This window comes from Massilia cavernae, assembly GCF_003590855.1.
Taxonomy (GTDB): Bacteria; Pseudomonadota; Gammaproteobacteria; order Burkholderiales; family Burkholderiaceae_D; genus Telluria_A; species Telluria_A cavernae.
Genome location: NZ_QYUP01000197.1, coordinates 1 through 16,641, shown reverse-complemented (window position 1 = coordinate 16,641; position 16,641 = coordinate 1). Strand labels below are relative to the sequence as shown.

Here is a 16,641-nt window from a genome sequence, read left to right as displayed (position 1 = left end):
CCACGGTCTGCAAAGGAGGCGCATGATAAAATTTGTGATCTTATGCATGCCCCGATGACTGGCATCCGCCGGTTAGGGTAACGACAGTGAAAGAATTTGTTTTGAGTGCAATTGAAATGACGGTGCAGCAGCCATCCAGGTTAATCATCGCTTCGCGCGAGAGCCGCCTTGCCATGTGGCAGGCGGAACACGTGCGGGCACAGTTGTCCATATTATATCCGCAGTGCAGCATCGAAATCCTCGGCATGACGACACGCGGCGACCAGATCCTCGACCGCACCCTGTCCAAGGTGGGCGGCAAGGGCCTGTTCGTCAAGGAGCTGGAGGTGGCGATGGCCGAAGGCCGCGCCGACCTGGCCGTGCATTCGCTGAAGGATGTGCCGATGGACCTGCCGGAGGGCTTCGAGCTGGCCGCCGTGCTGGAACGCGAAGACCCGCGCGACGCCTTCGTGTCGAACGACTATGCCAGCCTGGACGAGTTGCCGGAAGGCGCCGTGGTGGGCACCAGTAGCCTGCGCCGCCAGTCGCTGATCGCGGCGCGCTACCCGCACCTGGTCATCAAGCCGCTGCGCGGCAACCTCGACACCCGTCTGGCCAAGCTTGACCGGGGCGAATACGCGGCCATCATCCTGGCCGCCGCGGGCCTCAAGCGCCTCGGCCTGCCTGAACGCATCCGCGCGCTGCTGGAACCCGAAAGCAGCCTGCCGGCAGCCGGGCAGGGCGCGATGGCGATCGAAATCCTGTCGGGCCGCACCGACATCGACCTGCGCGCCGTGCTGGCGCCGCTGAACCACGCCGCCACCGAGCAGGCCGTGCGCGCCGAGCGCAAGGTGTCCAAGGTCTTCGGCGGCAGCTGCCAGATCCCGCTGGCGGCCTTCGCCACCGTCGACGGCGCCAGCATGCACCTGCGCGCGATGGTCGCCACGCCGGACGGCCGGCGCACCGCCACGGCGGAGCTGAGCGGCCCGGCCGATGCTCCCGAAGCGCTTGGCCAGCAGGTGTCCGACCTGCTGCAGCAGCAGGACGCCCATGCGATCCTGGCCGAATGCAAGGTGCAAGCGGGCGCGGCTCCGGATGTCTGACACCGTCGTCATCACGCGCCCGCGCGCGCAGGCCGAAGGGCTGGCGCGCGCCGTAGCCGCATTGGGCCGCAAGCCGGTGCTGCTGCCGCTGCTCGAAATCTCGCAGCTGGGCGACACGGCGGCGCTGGAAGACACGCTGGACGGTCTGGCCGGCTACGCCCTGGTGGCCTTCGTGTCGCCCAACGCGATCGACGCCGCCTTCACGCACATCGAACGCTGGCCGGACGGCGTGGCGATCGCGGTGGTGGGCGAGGGCAGCCGCGCGGCGCTGGCCGCGCACGGCCTGACCGACGCCAACACCACCATCATCAGCCCGCGCGATCCGACCCGCAGCGATTCCGAAAACCTGCTGCAGGCGATCGACCTGGCCGCGCTGCACGGCAAGCGCGTACTCATCGTGCGCGGCCAAAGCGGGCGAGAACTGATGGCCGACGGCTTCCGCGCTGCCGGCGCCAGCGTCACCACCTGCGCCGCCTACCGCCGCAGCGTGCCGGCACTGACGCCCGCGCTGGCAGCCACGCTGGCCGAATTGCTGGCCGCGCAACATGACTGGATCATCACCAGTTCCGAAGCGCTGCGCGGCCTGATGGCGCTGGTGCGCCAGCTCGGATCGGAGGAGGCTGTAGCAAAAATGCAACAGCAGCATTTGATCGTGCCGCACGCGCGCATCGCCGAAACGGCGAACACTCTTGGACTTACCCGACTGACGCTCACGGGATCGGGCGACGAATGCCTGCTTGCCGCGTTACAATCACAAGAATGAACGATTTGCCTACATTACCTGAAGACAACAACGGAACGCCTCGCGCTCCCGGCCCAGCCACGCCTCAGCCACCGGTGCACAACGACCGTCCCGGCGGCGAGGGCAACATGCGCGACTTCATGATGCGCCCCCTGACCATCGCCGTGATCGTGCTGGGCGTGCTGCTCGCGGCCCAGGCGCTGTCGAGCCGTAACAGCGTCCAGAAGCTGCGCCAGGAGATGGCCAGGAGCCTGCAGCGCAACGAACTGACCACCGCCGAAACCAGCGCCATGGCGCGTTCGCTCAACGACCAGCTGCGCGACATGCAGGCCAAGGTTGGCGTGCTGGAAAACCGCCAGGTCGAAGCCCAGAGCCAGCAGCTGGCGCTGGAACAGCTTTACCAGGACCTGTCGAAGAGCCGCGACGAGTGGGCGCTGTCCGAAGTCGAGCAGGTGCTGTCGACCGCCAGCCAGCAGCTCCAGCTGGCCGGCAACGTGCAGGGCGCGCTGATCGCGCTGGCCAATGCCGACCGCTCGCTGTCGCGCTCCGACAAGCCGCAGTTCATCACCATCCGCCGCGCCATCGCGCGCGACACAGAAAAACTGCGCGCGCTGCCGAGCCTCGACCTGGCCGGCGTGGCGCTGCGCCTCGATAACGTGATTGCGCAGGTCGACACGCTGCCGATGCTGGCCGACGAAAAGCCGGTGCTGCCGGCCAAGCCGGAGCGCCCGCAGCGCGCCGCCGCCAAGGGCAAGGCCGGCGCCGCGCCGCTGCCGCCTGAGCCGATGGGCATGGCCGAGCGCGCGCAAGCCACCTGGCGCGCGTGGAGCGACGAAATGTGGGACGACGTGCGCCAGCTGATCCGCGTGCGCAGCGTCGACGAACCGGCCGCGCTGATGGTGTCGCCGTCGCAGGCCTACTTCCTGCGCGAGAACCTCAAGCTGCGCCTGTTGAACGCGCGCCTGGCGCTGTTGTCGCGCAACGAGGCGGCCTTCCGCGGCGACCTCGCGGCCGCCCAGGAATCGCTGCTGAAATACTTCGACACCCGCGCACGCAACACCCAGACCGCACAGGCGCAGTTGCGCCAGGTACAGTCGAACAACCTGGCGATCGACATGCCGACGCTGGCCGACAGCCTGAACGCCGTGCGCAACTACAAAGCGAAGCCATAAGCCATGCGTCTACTTCTCTGGCTAGTCGCGCTGATGGCAGCGGCCATCGGCATCGCCGTCACGGCCCGCTTCAACCCGGGCAACGTGGTGTTCTTCTATCCGCCGCACCGGATCGACGTTTCGCTCAACTTCTTCGTCGTGCTGGCCGCGCTGCTGTTCGGTTTCATGTACATCGCCGTGCGCGCCTTCCGCGCCACCGTGTCGATGCCGGCCAAGGTGGCGGCCTACCGCCAGCGCAAGCGTGAACGCGACGGCAACAAGGGCTTGCGCGACGCACTGAAAGCCCTGTTCGAAGGCCGCTTCGGCCACGCCGAAAAGGCCGCCGCGCGCGCCGCCGAACTGCCCGAGAACGCCGGCCTGGCCGCGCTGATCGGCTCGCGTGCCGCCCACCGCATGCGCCAGTCGGCCAGGCGCGACGCCTGGCTGGCCGGCATCACCCACGACGCCGGCCTGAAGACCGCACGCCTCATGACCGTCACCGAACTGCTGGTCGACGACCACCAGCCGGAAGCTGCGCTTGACGCGGTAGCGGAACTGAACGCCAGCGGCACCCGTCACATCCACGCGCTGAAATGGGCGATGAAGGCCAACCAGCAGGCCCGCAACTGGCCCGAGGTGCTGCGCCTGGTGCGCTCGCTCGACAAGCACAAGGCGCTGCATCCGGCGCTGTCGGCGCGCCTGCGCGAACTGGCCTACGACGCGCTGCTGTCCGACAGCTCGCACGACGCCGAGTCGATCAAGCGCGTGTGGGCGGCCGTTCCCTCGTCCGAGCGGGTGAAGCCCTACATCGCGGCGCGCGCCGCGCAGGCGCTCAACGCCCGCGGCCTGCACGACGAAGCCCGCACCACTGCGGAAGAATCGCTGAAGGTGGAGTGGGACGACCGCGTGGTGCGTGCCTACCGCGACGCCGCCGGCCAGACCGGCTCGCCGACCCTGCTGGCCCAGATCGAGCACTGCGAAGAATGGATCAAGGTGCGCCCGAACGACGCCGAACTGGCGCTGACGCTCGGTTCCCTGTGCCTGAAGCAGAAACTGTGGGGCAAGGCCCAGCGCTACCTGGAGCAGGCGCTGTCGGACGCCACCGAAGGACGCATGGTGCGCGAGGCGCACCTGAAGCTGGCGCAGATGCACGAAGCGCTCGACCAGCATGCGGAAGCCGCGGCCCATTACCGGCAGTGTGCGCTGGCCTCGATCCTGTAAAGCTCAAATCAACACGGGGCTGCCCTGCTGCGTTGCACAAGAAACATGCAATGTTCGTTATAATGGCGGCCTCGATTACCCTCCGCAATTTTAAGGACCTTCCCCATGAGTTTGAATAAAGTCTCCGCCGGCCGCGACGTGCCGAACGATTTCAACGTCATCATCGAAATCCCGATGAACGCGGATCCGATCAAGTACGAAGTGGACAAGGAGTCGGGCGCGATCTTCGTCGACCGCTTCATGGGCACCGCGATGCACTACCCGTGCAACTACGGCTACGTGCCGAACACCATCTCCGACGACGGCGACCCATGCGACGTGCTGGTGATCACCCCGTTCGCGCTGATTCCAGGCGTTGTGGTTCGCTGCCGCGCGATCGGCGTGCTGAAGATGACCGACGAAGCCGGCGGCGACGCCAAGGTACTGGCGGTCCCGGTCGACAAGATCCTGCCGATCTACAGCCACTGGCAAAAGCCGGAAGACCTGCAAGACCTGCGCCTGCAGCAGATCCAGCACTTCTTCGAGCACTACAAGGACCTCGAAAAAGGCAAGTGGGTCAAGATCGAAGGCTGGGCGGGTCCGGAAGAAGCCAAACAGGAAATCCTGAATGGCGTGGCGAAGTACAACGCCGAACAAGCCGCGTAGGGCGGATAAGCGAAGCGCATCCGCCGAATTTGCATGCACCGCGATGGCGCATACGAATTCGGCGGATGCGCTGGCGCTTATCCGCCCTACATGTTTATCGTTGTGGCTTTGGCCGTCTCACCACCCAATATCCACCAACAGCGCATGCGTCAAATCCTTCTGTGCGCTGACCTCGTGCGTCAAATCCCCGTTAATCGACGGCTCCATCAGCTGGTTCGGCTTCGCATCCGTACTGAAGTGCGACACCGATGACCCCGGATCGAAATCCGCTGGCGCGAACATCCTCACCCTGCGCGCGTTGTCGGTTCCGGCAAGCCGCTCCGGATCGGTCAACAAGTTCGCCGCCACACCCGATTGCGTGCGCGGCCCCAGCGCCAGCGCCGCCTTCAGCGCCGCTCCCGCTTCGAGGCTGATGCGCACCGCCGGTATCCTGATCGACGGATCGCTCCCGCCCAGCCCCGTCACCGGCCCGGCCGCATTGTCCACCACCATACCCTTCGCACCCACTTCCTGCAGGTGGCGCGCCTTGAGCATGAACTCGCAGCCGCCGCGGTCGACCAGCGCGATGTTGCCCTTGACCGCAGCCGCGTTTAGTATTTGGATAAGCAGGCTGAACTTTGAGCTTGCGCTAACCAGCGGGGACACCAGGATTGGACGCGCCAAAAAAACAGGGCGCACATGGCGCCCTGAAAACCGCATCAAGAGACGATTCAGCGGGCAGGCCGCAGCTTGCCGACGATGCCGGTAGGGAAAAAGTAAATCGACAGCACGAACAGCACGCCCAGCCACAGCATCCAGCGGTCCGGGTGCAGGGCCTCGGCCAGGATCGGCACGCCTTCGAGCGCGCTCGATCCTTCGGCCATCGCGGATTTCAGGTAGTTCTGCGCAATGATGAACAGCACCGCGCCGATCACCGCGCCGTACATCGTGCCCATGCCGCCGATGACGACGATCAGCAGGATGTCGGTCATGACTTCGAAGCCCAGCATGGTCTTGGGGCCGACGTAGCGCAGCCACAGCGCCATCAGCGCGCCGGCCAGCGCCGCGACCAGCGCCGCCAGGCAGTTGGCCCAGATGCGGTACACCACGGTGCGGTAGCCCAGAGCTTCGGCGCGGAACTCGTTTTCGCGGATAGCCTGCAGCACCCGGCCGAACGGCGAGTTCACGAGGCGCAGCAGGAACAGGAACAGCAGCAGGCAGCCGAAGAACACGATGTAGTAGGTCAGCACCTTGCCGTCGACGATGCGGCCGAAGATCTCGTTCTCGAACAGGTTGAAGCTCGGACCGAGCGCGTCCGGCACGCTGAAGGTCTTGCCGTCCTCGCCGCCGGTGAAGTCCGACAGCTGCGAGGCCAGCACCGCGAACGAGGAGGCCACCGCCAGCGTGATCATGGCGTAGAAGATGGCGCGCACGCGCAGGGCGAACAGGCCGACCACCAGCGCGAGCACGACGGTCAGCGCGATCGCCAGCGCAACGCCGCCGGCGATCGCGCCCCATGTAGGCTCCTTGTCGGCCAGCGCCAGGCCGACGCCGTAGGCGCCGATCCCGAAGAACATCGTATGCGCGAACGACACGATGCCGGTGTACCCCAGCAGCAGGTCGTAGGACGCCACCAGCACGATGTAGATGCAGATGGTGGCGGCGGTGTTGAGCGGGCGCGCGCCGCTGGTCAGGAAGGGTGCGAACGCGAGGCCGAGGAAGACCGCGAACAGGGCGATCGACAGGGTGCGGCTGCGCGGCAGGTCGCCGGAGAGAAGTTGGTTGAGCATGCGTATTCCTCAGTGGCCCTTGGAGAACATCCCGGCCGGGCGCCACAGCAGGATGGCGATCATCAGGATAATGTTGGACACCAGCGCCACCTTCGGCGCCAGGAAGCCGGCGTAGTTGGCCACCAGGGCCATCAGCATGGCGCCGATGAAGCAGCCGGTCACGGAACCGAGGCCGCCGATGATGATGACGATGAAGACCATCACCATGATTTCGCCGCCCATCGAGGCCGACAGGGTTTCCTTGTACAGCCCCCACATCACGCCGCCCAGGCCGGCCAGCGCGGAACCGGCCGCGAACACCGCCACGAACAGGCGGCGGATGCGGTAGCCCATCGCCTCGACCATCTCGCCGTTCTCGACGCCGGCGCGGATCAGGAGGCCGATCTTGGTGCGGTTCAAAATGAGCAGCATCGCCACGAACACCACCAGGCCGATCACGACCGCCACCAGGCGGTATTTCTCGATGGCGGAGTCGCCCAGCACGATGGCGCCGCGCAGCGCCGCCGGCAGCGGCAGTGGAATGTGTTCCGCGCCCCAGATCACGTTGATCAGCTGTTCGGCCACGATCATGCCGCCCATCGTGATCAGGATCTGCTTCAGGTGCTGGCCGTAGACCGGCTTGATGATGATGCGCTCGAAAGCCACGCCCATCGCAGCGGTAGAGGCCATCGCCACCGTGATCGCCAGGGCCAGCACGCCCAGGTTCTTCAACAGCGAGTCGGCTTCGAGCCAGCCGCTCATCGGGATCATGACCATGGTGGCGGCGAAGGCGCCGACCGACACGAAGGCGCCGTGGCCGAAGTTAAGCACGTCCATCAGGCCGAACACGAGGGTCAGGCCGCTGGCCATGATGAAGATCATCATGCCCATCGCGAGGCCCGCCACGGTGAGCGTCACCCAGGTGGGAAAGTCGCCGACCAGCGGCAGCATGATCAGCAGCAGGGCCGGCACCAGCAGCAGCGGCGCGATGTCGCGCGGCGCAGCGGGCAGCACGTTGTCCACGCTGGCGGTTGGGGAGGTGGAGGCAGTCACGGGTTCATTTCCTATTGATGGGAGTCGAGCGACAGGCCAAGCAGGCGCTGTTGCAGTTCGCGGTCCTCGACCAGGTCCGACATCGGTCCGGCATGCACCACGCGGCCGTCGTCCATGACCGACACGGTGTCGCCCAGCTTCTTGACGAAGTTGAAGTTCTGCTCGACCAGCAGGATGGTGGTCTCGGTCTCCTTCAGCTCGCGGAAGGCGTCGATCAGGTTGTTGATGATGGCCGGGGCCAGGCCCTTGGTCGGCTCGTCCACCAGCAGCAGCTTGCGCGGCTCGACGATGGCGCGCGCGATCGCCACCATTTGCTTCTGGCCGCCGGAGAGCAGGCCGGCCGGATAGTTCCAGAATTTGCGCAGGGCAGGGAAGAAGCCGAAGATCCATTCCAGCCGCTGGGTGTCGAGCGGGCCGTTGCGGGCGGCGAGGTAGAGGTTCTCGCGCACGGTCAGCGCCGAGAACACCGCCATCGATTCCGGCACGTAGGCAATCGAGGCCTGGGCGATGTCGGGCGTGGCGGCGGCGGTGATGTCGCGGCCGTCGAACTGGATGCGGCCGGCGCTGGCATGCCACATGCCCATGATGGTGCGCAGGGTCGTGGTCTTGCCGGCGCCGTTACGGCCAAGCAGGACCGACAGGCCGCCGCGCGGCACCACCAGGTCGACGCCCTGCAGGATATGGTATTCGCCGATGTGGGTATGCACGCCCGAGAGCTGCAGAATCGGTTCGGCGTCGCCTTGTTTATACATGTTCGGGTGCTCCAAGGTAGGCCTCCTGGACGATCGCGGACGACATCACTTCAGCCGGGTTGCCGTCGGCGACCAGCGTGCCGTTGTGCAGGACGATGATACGGTCGGCCAGCGAACGCACCACGTCCATCTTGTGTTCGACCAGCAGCACGGTCTTGCTGCGCTCGGACTTCACCTGGTGGATCAGGTCGAGCACGACCGGCACTTCATCGACGCTCATGCCGGCGGTCGGTTCGTCGAACATCATCACTTCGGGTTCGAGCGCCAGCAGGATCGCGACTTCCAGCTTGCGCTTGTCGCCGTGCGACAGGGCCGCCACGCGCGTGTCGCGGCGGTCGGACAGCGCCACGCGCTCCAGGTAATGCTCGGCGCGGCCGATCAGTTCCGAATGCGAGAACCAGACCGACCACATGTTCATGCCGATGCGCGCCCGGCTCTGTACCGCAAGGCGCACGTTTTCCATCACCGACAGGTTGGGGAACAGGTTGGTCAGCTGGAAGGCGCGGCCGATGCCAAGCGCGGTGCGCTTTGCCGCGCCGTAGCGCGTGATGTCGACGCCGTCCAGGTGGACGCTGCCCGAGGTGGCGGGCAACTGGCCGGACATCAGGTTGAAATAGGTGGTCTTGCCGGCCCCGTTGGGTCCGACGATGACGGTCAGCGTGCCGGGATAGAAGTCGGCGCTGACCTGGTTGACCGCGACATGGCCGCCGAAGCGGATGGTCAGGTCGCGGGTCGACAGCGAAGGCGTGGTCATGTTAGCGCTTGTTTCTGACTGGTACCGGCAGCTCGCTGGCAGGAATTTCGCGCACCAGTTCCAGCAGGTCCCATTCGTCGCCCTGGGTTTTCTTGATGCGGAAGTGGTACATCGACTGCATCGCCTGGTGGTCCTGCTTGCGGAAGCTCATCTTGCCCTTCGGGGTGTCGAACTCCATGCCTTCCATGGTGGCGATCAGCTTTTCGGTGTCGGAACCGCCGCCGGATTTGGTCAGCGCCGTCACCACGGCGCTGGCCGCCGCGAAGCCGCCGGCGGTGAACATGTCAGGCGGGGCCTTGTAGCGCTTCTTGTGCTCGGCCACCAGCCAGTCGTTCATCTTGTTCTTCGGGAAATCGTAGTAGTAATAGATGGTGCCTTCGGTGCCCGCGTAGGCGCGCCAGGTTTTCATCACCGGCAGGATGTTCCCGCCCGGCGCCAGCGCGATGCCGTAGCGCTCAGGCTTCATGTCGGCGATCTTGTTCATCGGGTTCGGGCCGGCCCAGACGATGCCCAGCACGCGCGGCTGCGGCTTGTCCTTCAGCGCGGCGAAGATACGCTGCGCCGATGCGGTGAAGTCGGTGGCCGTTTGCGGCGCGTATTCCTCATGGACCACCTTGGCCTTGCTGCCGGTGGCGGCCAGCGCTTCCTTGCCGGCCTTGATGGCGTCCTTGCCGAAGGCGTAGTCCTGGGCCAGGAAGGCGACGCTGCCGTTTTTCAGCGTGGCGGCGGCGGCCAGCGCGTCCTGCATCGAGCTGCGCGCGGTGCGGAACACGTAGCGGTTCCACTTGTCGCCGGTGATGGCGTCGGCTACGGCCGGTTCGACGATCAGCACTTTCTTGTATTCCGCGGCCACCGGCAGCATCGCGATGGCGGAGCCGGAGGAGGTGGTGCCGACCGCGATGTCGACCTTGTCGTCGCCATAGGCTTCTGCCAGCAGGGTGCGTCCCATGTCAGGCTTGCTCTGGTCGTCCTTGACGATCACCTTCAGCTTGCGGCCATTGATCTCCATCTTGCCGCCGGTGAGGTATTCGAGGCCCATCATGAAGCCGGTTTCGGTTTCCTTGGCATAGGCTTCGAGCACGCCGGTCTTGCCGGCGATGAGGGCGACCTTCAGGTCGGGTGCGGCCATGGCGCCAAGCGGCATGCCCGCGGCGAATGCGGCCAGCATGGCGGCCGGGAGGATGTTCATCTTGATCATGCATGTCTCCTTTTTGATTTTCTGCTTAATCGACTTGCGACAAAAACTCGCGGATCGCTTCCTGCGCCGGCGCCTCGGTCAGCATCGGCGCGTGGCCGACATTGGGCACTTCGGCGTACCGCATTCCCGGCGCGGCGTGGCGCATGTAGCTGGCCTGCTCGGGCTCCACCAGGTCGGACAGCGCGCCGCGCACCAGCAGCGTGGGACGCGAACGCGCCAGCCTGCGGAAGGCGTACTTCGCCATCATCGAGGCGGCCTTCAGCTTGCCCGTTTGGATGGCATGCGCAATGTTCGGATCGTACCTCAGGACCAGTTCGCCCTGTTGATTTTCTGTGAAGGCGCGGTTGGCCCATTTGCTCCATTCTTCCATCGTGTTGCCGGGGAAGGCTGGCTGGTTGATGTTCTTGATGTATTCGGCGGCGTCCTGCCACGAGGCGAGCTTCGCGCCCTTGCCGGCGTAGCCGGCGATGCGGGACAGGCCCTTCTCGGACAGCACCGGGCCGACGTCGTTAAGTACCGCGGCGGCGATCAGGTCCAGCTTGCGCATGGCAAGCGTCATGGTGATGATGCCGCCCATCGAAGTGCCGATAAATACGGCGCGCCCGATGCCCAGGTCGTGCGCCAGCTTGACGATGTCGTTGGCGTACACCATCGGGGTGTAGTGGGCCGGGTTGGGGTCGAAGGCCGAGTGGCCGCGGCCGCGCACGTCGACCGCGATCACGCGGCGGCCAAGGCCGGCGATCCAGGGCGCGAGCTCGTCGAAATCGCCCGAGTTGCGTGTCAGCCCGTGGATGCAGATCACCGGCAGCCGCGCCGGGCCGCTGTGCGCGGCGTAGTCGCGCGCATACAGCGACAGTCGGTCGGTGCTGGTGTAGGTGATTTCAGAATAGTTGGACACGCTTGGCAATCCTGTGCTAGGGGTTGTCGTTGTTTGCTATGCGGGTTCGAAAGGGCGCAGCCCGCCATGGCTGGCCACGAATGGCCAGCCATGGTGCTGCTTTTCGACCTGGGTGCTACCGGCGGATCAGAAGCGGTATTCGAGCGTTGCCGATACCGTACGCGGATTGCCGTAGAACGCGGTCAGGGTGCCTTCGAAACCCAGGGTCGGGAACAGGTAGCCGCCGGTCTTGTATTCCTCGTTGCCGAGGTTCTTGCCATGCACGCCGGCGCGGATCTTGCCGTTGGCGCTAGTCCAGACCACGCTGGCGTCCCACAGGGTGTAGGCTTCCTGGTCCAGCAGCGACTTGGTCTCGAACTGGTTGGTGTCGTCCTTGTAGGCCACGTTGGCCGACACGGTCCAGCGGCCGTTATGGCCCATCACCGGCATCGGAATGTCGTAGGCCGCGCGCAGGTTGGCCGAGTTTTCCGGGGTGTTCTGGAAGACACGGTTGGCCGACTGGTCGACGCCCGCCACGATGAAGCGCGTGTACTTGGCGTCGATGTAGCTGTACATGCCCGACAGGGTGAACTGGTCGGTGATGCGTGCGTTCGCTTCCAGTTCGAAGCCCTTGATCTTGGCCTTGCCCGCATTGGTGGTCACGCCGGCGAAGCTGTCGTCCTTGCCGTCGCCGTTGGTGTCGATCGCCACCGAGCCAGGGATCTGCACGTCTTCGTAGTCGCTGTTGAACAGGGCGACGTTGGTGAGGATGCGGCCGCCGTTGAAGGCCGACTTCAGGCCCAGTTCGACGGTGTCGATGTTTTCAGGAGAGTAGCCGGCGCGTGCCTGTGCCGGTGGCAGGCGGCCGCCGACCACGTTCATGCGCGGGTCGAAACCGCCGCCCTTGAAGCCGCGCGCCCACGAAGCGTACACGTTGTGGTCGTCGTTGACCTTGTAGGCCAGGCCGACTTTAGGCGTGAACTTCTTGTCTTCGCGTTCCAGTTCGCCGCGAGTGAAGTCGGTATCGGTACGGAACAGCACCGCGCCCGCATTGCCGAGGCCTGGCGAACCGGCCGCGCCGAAGTAGATCTGGCGCAGCACGCTCGCTTCGCGCTTGTCGACCGTGTATCGGCCGCCCAGCGACACACTGAAGGCGTCGCTGACCTTGTAGTTGGCGTCGGCGAACACAGCCCATGCCTTGGTGTCGATGTCGCCCTTGGTGAAGGTCGAGGTAGGTACGGCGCCGGCCAGGATGGTGTCGAAGATGTTGAAGGCGTTGGCGTCGATGTAGTACACGCCGGCCACGCCCTGAAGGCGGTCGCCCGTGTACGTGACCTGGAACTCCTGGCTGAACTGCTTGTTCTTGTACAGCGCAGGCACGTGGAAGTCGGTGACTGCCAGCGAATCGAAGTCGATCGGTGCGTACGACTTGTCCTTGCGCGCGGCGGTGACCGACTTGAAGGTCATCTCCGGCGACATGCTCCACTCGATCAGCGCCGAGACGCCGTGCGCCTTGACTTCCTGGTCGTGGCCAAGGGCCTGGGTCAGGTTGGCGCGGGTGTCGAAGACGTTGCCCAGGATCGGCGCGCCGCTGGTGCGGCCGACGATCAGGCGGTGGCCGTTTTTCGGGTTGGAGTCGTCCTGGGTGGCGTCGCCCGCGATGCGGATGAACAGGTCGGGAGTCGGCATGAATTCGGCCGACAGCCGCGCCGCGGTCAGGTCCTTGTCGTAGTTGCCCTTGCCGGTGGTGTGGTTGGTGCCGAAGCCGTCGCGGGTGAACTTGGCGATCGAGCCGCCGATGCGCGCGCCTTCCGAAATCGGGGTGCTGGCGGTGAGCACGCCGTCAAGCTGGCCGTGGTTGCCGGCGGTGGCCTTGAGGCGCACGTCGGTCTTCGGCCCGAGCTTGCGGGTGACGTATTTGACCGCGCCGCCGATGGTGTTGCGGCCGTACAGGGTGCCCTGCGGGCCGCGCAACACTTCGATGCGTTCGACGTCGTAGATTTCCGCGACCGCGCCTTGTGGGCGGGCCAGGTAGATGTCGTCCAAATAGATGCCGACGCCCGCCTCGAAGCCTGCCAGCGGATCCTGCTGGCCGACGCCGCGGATGAACGCGGTCAGGGTCGAGTTGGTTGCGCGCGATGCCTTCAGGGTGGTGTTAGGCAGCGAGAAGGCGAGGGCGGTGATGTCCGGGATGCCTTGCTTGGACAGCTGTTCGGCGCTGTAGGCAGTGACCGAGACCGGCACATCCTGAAGCGTTTCTTCGCGGCGGCGGGCGGTGACGACCACCTTGCCCATCGACGCTTCGGTAGCCACTTCCTGGCTTGGCGGCGCATCGGCAGGGGTGGTCTGGGCATGGGCCATGGCCAGGGTGCTGCCGGTGATGGCGAGCATTGCTGCGGCGGAGCGGTTCAACTGCTTCAGTTTCTTATTGGTAAGACGCATCTGTGTGTCTCCTTCTTTTATTGGTGGTATGCGGGTCAAAAATCGCACGCAATGGAGTGTGCCCCGATTTGATGTGGTCCGAAAGATAACAGCGCGCCAACCCGTTGTGCAAAATTGCACAGCAGCTGACTTTGCTTGGGGCGAACGTACGGTAACAAGGCTTGTTTCCGGCCGTGTTGATGTGGATTTATATTCGTTTGCGGGGGATTGCGCTCGGAATGTGCACGGGTGCACAATATTGCTTACGAATAAAGGATATTCCTGTCATGAATAGCAATAGCCTGCCGGAGTGGACCGACCTGCGCTTCTTCCTCGAACTGGCGCGGGCCGGCACTTTATCTGGGGCGTCGCGCCGGCTGGAGGTGGAGCACACCACGGTGGCGCGCCGCATCGACCGGCTGGAAACGCAGCTGGGCACGACCCTGTTCGACCGCAGCCGCGAAGGCTACGAGCTGACCGAGATGGGGCAGGCGCTGTTGCCGCACGCGGAGGCGATGGAGAGCGCGGCGCTGGCCGCGACCGAGCAGGTGAGCGGCAACGAGGTGTCGGTGCACGGCGTGGTGCGGCTGGGCGTGCCGGAGCTGTTCGCGATAAGGGTGGTGGCGCCGCTGATGGTGGGGATGCTGCAGTCGCATCCCGAACTGAGCGTCGACCTGCTGGTGCTGCCGCGCTTCGCCAACCTGGCCAACCGCGAGGCGGATTTGGGCGTGATGCTCGACCCGCCGACGACGGGGCGCTACATGATCGCGCGGCTGGCGACCTTCAGGTCCTATCTTTATGCCGCGCCGTCCTATCTTGCGCGGCACAAGCCGATACGCACCCAGGCAGACCTGGCGCAGCACGACTTTGTCGACTACGTGCAGGACCGGCTGGCCAGTCCCGAACTTAACTATCTTTCCGACCTTGGTTTCACGCCGCGCCGGCGCCTGTGCTGCACCGGCTTGCCGGCGCAGATCGAAGCCGCAGCCGCCGGCATGGGGCTGGTGATGGCGCCGCCGTATGCGGTGCAGGACGACGGGCGCCTGGTTCCGGTCCTCAGGGACTTCTATGCCGAGCGCTCATTCTGGCTGGCTGCGCCGACCGACCTGTACCGCCTGCAGCGCGTGAGGGCGGTGTGGAACCTGCTGCGCGAGTACACGGAGAGCAAGCCGTCGCTATTCATGAATACGCGCGACCCGGTCAGGCCGTTGCGGGTAGGAGCGTGAAAATCTGGTTGCGACCGGCTACTGGTTCAATGCGGCAGTGACGAGGGACGCGAGCGGCGTGGTCGGGCGTCCGATCAGTTCGCGCAACTGGAGGCTGTCATCAAACAAACCGCCTTTGGCGGCCCCGGCATCGGATTCTGCCAGCAGTGCCGCCAGTCCTGCCGGAACGCCCGCGCCGAGCAAGGCCGCTTTGAAGTCCGGTTCCGGAAGGTCGTTGTAGACAACCGCTTTCCCGGATTGGCGCGAGATCTCGGCTGCAAAATCGGTCAAGGAGTAAGCCGTGTCGCCGGCAAGTTCATAGACGCGTCCGGCTTGGCCATCACGCGTAAGCACCTCGACCGCGGCAGCTGCGTAGTCGGCGCGCGCGGCCGAAGAAATGCGGCCTTCACCGGCGCTTCCCAGCACGACGCCGTGTTGCAGCGCGGCCGGGACGCTGGCGATGTAGTTCTCCGTGTACCAGCCGTTGCGCAGCAGGACGAAAGGCACGCCGGAACGCTGCAGCATTTCCTCGGTTTCCTTGTGCTCGGCCGCCAGCGGCAATGGCGATACGTCCGCATGCAGGATACTGGTGTACGCGATCAGGGCAACGCCGGCGCGCCTGGCGGCGTCGATTATGGCGCGGTGCTGCGGAACCCGTTTGCCTACCTCGCTCGACGAAACCAGCAGGAGCCGATCGGCGCCTTCGAACGCTTTCTCCAGCGTGGCCGGTTTGTCATAGTCGGCGTGCCTTACTTGCACGCCGCGCTTCGCGAGGTCGTTAACCTGGTCGGGGTTGCGGACGGCAGCAACGATGTCCGCGGCAGGAAGCCTTTCAAGCAGTCCTTCGATTACCATGCGGCCCAGTTGGCCAGAGGCGCCTGTTACAACGATCATGATTGAACTCCGTTTGGCTGGTGGAAGGCGAAGCGCTTTCCCGAGACAGCATCATGACGGATTCTGTTGATTAGAAAAACCATTAAGTCCATAATTCATTTATGCGAAATTCTAAATAATTAAAGCATGGCCCTGCCTGGACAGATTGACCTCAACGACTTGATGGTGTTTGGCGCGGTGGCGGAAGCCGGCAGCTTCACCGCCGGGGCGGAACGGCTGGGTGTAGCGCCGGCGAAGGTGAGCCTGGAGATAGCGCGGCTGGAGTCTCAGCTCGGCGTCGCGCTGTTTACCCGGACCACGCGCAAGGTGGTCCTGACCGAAGCCGGCCACGCACTGCGTGAAGATTCGCTGCCGCTGCTCCAGCGATTGCTGGCATCCGTCGCCAACCTGCAAACGGCCGATGCGGAACTGACCGGGAGCTTGCGGATTGCCGCACCGGTCGACCATGCCGTGCAACTGCTTTCTCCCGCGCTCGCGCGGTTTGCGGCCATGCATCCGAGACTTCACGTCGATTTGCGGACGAGTGACCGCGTATCGGACCTGGTGGGGGAAGGGCTGGATGTCGCCATTCGGATGGGATGGCTGCGCGATTCATCGATGCGGGCGGTCAGGCTCGGCGGATTCGACCAGTACGTCGTGACGTCGCCTGCCTACCTCAAGACAATAGAACCGCCGCGCATGCCCGAGGACCTGGCGTCGCTGGAGTGGATCGCACTGAGCCTCATGCGCACACCGCTTACCTGGCCGTTTACATCCGACGGGCAGGCGCCGCAGACGGTCCACATGAAATCCAGGATCAGGGTGGATTCGCCTGGCGCCCTTGGCGCCCTGATCAGGGCGGGCGCAGGCATCACCATCATGGAGCAGTACAGCGTGCGCGAAGACCTCGCATCCGGGG

16 protein-coding genes are annotated in these 16,641 nt (G+C 65.1%); 7 read left to right on the top strand and 9 right to left on the bottom strand.

All coding sequences use genetic code 11. The features are described 5' to 3' along the window. Positions 1–116: 116 nt before the first annotated feature. From hemC to ppa, 5 genes are all read left to right on the top strand, one after another. On the top strand, positions 117–1,082 hold the full coding sequence (gene hemC, locus D3872_RS24560) for a hydroxymethylbilane synthase (protein ID WP_119813218.1): 966 nt from the start codon (positions 117–119) through the stop codon (positions 1,080–1,082). Continuing rightward, positions 1,075–1,845 carry a uroporphyrinogen-III synthase gene (locus tag D3872_RS24555; RefSeq protein WP_119813217.1) on the top strand — a complete coding sequence of 257 codons (771 nt, stop codon included), beginning with the start codon at positions 1,075–1,077 and terminating at the stop codon, positions 1,843–1,845. Before hemC ends, D3872_RS24555 begins: the two co-directional genes overlap by 8 nt. Next, complete coding sequence (locus D3872_RS24550; RefSeq protein WP_119813216.1) at positions 1,842–2,996, top strand: uroporphyrinogen-III C-methyltransferase; 1,155 nt, start codon at positions 1,842–1,844, stop codon at positions 2,994–2,996. Before D3872_RS24555 ends, D3872_RS24550 begins: the two co-directional genes overlap by 4 nt. Before the next feature lie 3 nt (positions 2,997–2,999). Further along, entirely contained in the window at positions 3,000–4,196 is a 1,197-nt protein-coding gene (locus tag D3872_RS24545; RefSeq protein ID WP_119813215.1) for a heme biosynthesis protein HemY, read from the top strand. Positions 4,197–4,301: 105 nt separating this feature from the next. Further along, complete coding sequence (ppa, locus tag D3872_RS24540; protein WP_119813214.1) at positions 4,302–4,841, top strand: inorganic diphosphatase; 540 nt, start codon at positions 4,302–4,304, stop codon at positions 4,839–4,841. Positions 4,842–4,958: 117 nt separating this feature from the next. Here the strand turns inward: ppa and D3872_RS24535 are convergent, their stop codons facing one another. From D3872_RS24535 to D3872_RS24500, 8 genes are all read right to left on the bottom strand, one after another. Further along, entirely contained in the window at positions 4,959–5,486 is a 528-nt protein-coding gene (locus tag D3872_RS24535; protein WP_229459512.1) for a PA domain-containing protein, read from the bottom strand. A gap of 65 nt (positions 5,487–5,551) precedes the next feature. Then, positions 5,552–6,610, bottom strand: coding sequence for a branched-chain amino acid ABC transporter permease (locus tag D3872_RS24530; protein ID WP_119813213.1), 1,059 nt, complete (start codon positions 6,608–6,610; stop codon positions 5,552–5,554). A gap of 9 nt (positions 6,611–6,619) precedes the next feature. Then, positions 6,620–7,642, bottom strand: coding sequence for a branched-chain amino acid ABC transporter permease (locus D3872_RS24525; RefSeq protein WP_119813212.1), 1,023 nt, complete (start codon positions 7,640–7,642; stop codon positions 6,620–6,622). A gap of 11 nt (positions 7,643–7,653) precedes the next feature. Further along, positions 7,654–8,394: an ABC transporter ATP-binding protein gene (locus tag D3872_RS24520; protein ID WP_119813211.1), complete on the bottom strand. Its 741-nt coding sequence runs from the start codon at positions 8,392–8,394 to the stop codon at positions 7,654–7,656. After that, positions 8,387–9,148 (bottom strand): ABC transporter ATP-binding protein, encoded by a 762-nt coding sequence (locus tag D3872_RS24515; protein WP_119813210.1) that lies wholly within the window; start codon positions 9,146–9,148, stop codon positions 8,387–8,389. The genes D3872_RS24520 and D3872_RS24515 overlap by 8 nt, the downstream gene beginning before the upstream one ends. A gap of 1 nt (position 9,149) precedes the next feature. Beyond that, positions 9,150–10,346: a substrate-binding domain-containing protein gene (locus tag D3872_RS24510; protein ID WP_119813209.1), complete on the bottom strand. Its 1,197-nt coding sequence runs from the start codon at positions 10,344–10,346 to the stop codon at positions 9,150–9,152. A 25-nt stretch (positions 10,347–10,371) separates the two neighbouring features. Further along, the gene (locus D3872_RS24505) at positions 10,372–11,244 is read right to left on the bottom strand and encodes an alpha/beta fold hydrolase (protein WP_119813233.1); all 873 of its coding nucleotides are present in this window, start codon (positions 11,242–11,244) and stop codon (positions 10,372–10,374) included. Between the two features lie 126 nt (positions 11,245–11,370). Further along, positions 11,371–13,665 (bottom strand): TonB-dependent receptor, encoded by a 2,295-nt coding sequence (locus D3872_RS24500; protein WP_119813208.1) that lies wholly within the window; start codon positions 13,663–13,665, stop codon positions 11,371–11,373. Between the two features lie 266 nt (positions 13,666–13,931). Between D3872_RS24500 and D3872_RS24495 the strand changes: the two genes are divergently transcribed. Next, a complete protein-coding gene (locus tag D3872_RS24495; protein ID WP_119813207.1) occupies positions 13,932–14,870 on the top strand; it encodes a LysR family transcriptional regulator in 939 nt (312 codons plus the stop codon). A gap of 18 nt (positions 14,871–14,888) precedes the next feature. Here the strand turns inward: D3872_RS24495 and D3872_RS24490 are convergent, their stop codons facing one another. Further along, a complete protein-coding gene (locus tag D3872_RS24490; protein WP_119813206.1) occupies positions 14,889–15,743 on the bottom strand; it encodes an SDR family oxidoreductase in 855 nt (284 codons plus the stop codon). A gap of 126 nt (positions 15,744–15,869) precedes the next feature. Here D3872_RS24490 and D3872_RS24485 point away from each other — a divergent pair. Beyond that, positions 15,870–16,641: LysR family transcriptional regulator (locus tag D3872_RS24485; RefSeq protein ID WP_147373998.1), on the top strand; the 772-nt coding region annotated here is incomplete at its 3' end.

Bases quoted from the DNA above. Each gene is read 5' to 3' on its own strand.
- D3872_RS24530 (WP_119813213.1), bottom strand. From the start codon at position 6,610: ATGCTCAACCAACTTCTCTCCGGCGACCTGCCGCGCAGCCGCACCCTG.
- D3872_RS24550 (WP_119813216.1), top strand. From the start codon at position 1,842: ATGAACGATTTGCCTACATTACCTGAAGACAACAACGGAACGCCTCGC.
- D3872_RS24545 (WP_119813215.1), top strand. From the start codon at position 3,000: ATGCGTCTACTTCTCTGGCTAGTCGCGCTGATGGCAGCGGCCATCGGC.
- D3872_RS24555 (WP_119813217.1), top strand. From the start codon at position 1,075: ATGTCTGACACCGTCGTCATCACGCGCCCGCGCGCGCAGGCCGAAGGG.
- hemC (WP_119813218.1), top strand. From the start codon at position 117: ATGACGGTGCAGCAGCCATCCAGGTTAATCATCGCTTCGCGCGAGAGC.
- D3872_RS24510 (WP_119813209.1), bottom strand. From the start codon at position 10,346: ATGATCAAGATGAACATCCTCCCGGCCGCCATGCTGGCCGCATTCGCC.
- D3872_RS24520 (WP_119813211.1), bottom strand. From the start codon at position 8,394: ATGTATAAACAAGGCGACGCCGAACCGATTCTGCAGCTCTCGGGCGTG.
- ppa (WP_119813214.1), top strand. From the start codon at position 4,302: ATGAGTTTGAATAAAGTCTCCGCCGGCCGCGACGTGCCGAACGATTTC.
- D3872_RS24500 (WP_119813208.1), bottom strand. From the start codon at position 13,665: ATGCGTCTTACCAATAAGAAACTGAAGCAGTTGAACCGCTCCGCCGCA.
- D3872_RS24490 (WP_119813206.1), bottom strand. From the start codon at position 15,743: ATGATCGTTGTAACAGGCGCCTCTGGCCAACTGGGCCGCATGGTAATC.
- D3872_RS24515 (WP_119813210.1), bottom strand. From the start codon at position 9,148: ATGACCACGCCTTCGCTGTCGACCCGCGACCTGACCATCCGCTTCGGC.
- D3872_RS24495 (WP_119813207.1), top strand. From the start codon at position 13,932: ATGAATAGCAATAGCCTGCCGGAGTGGACCGACCTGCGCTTCTTCCTC.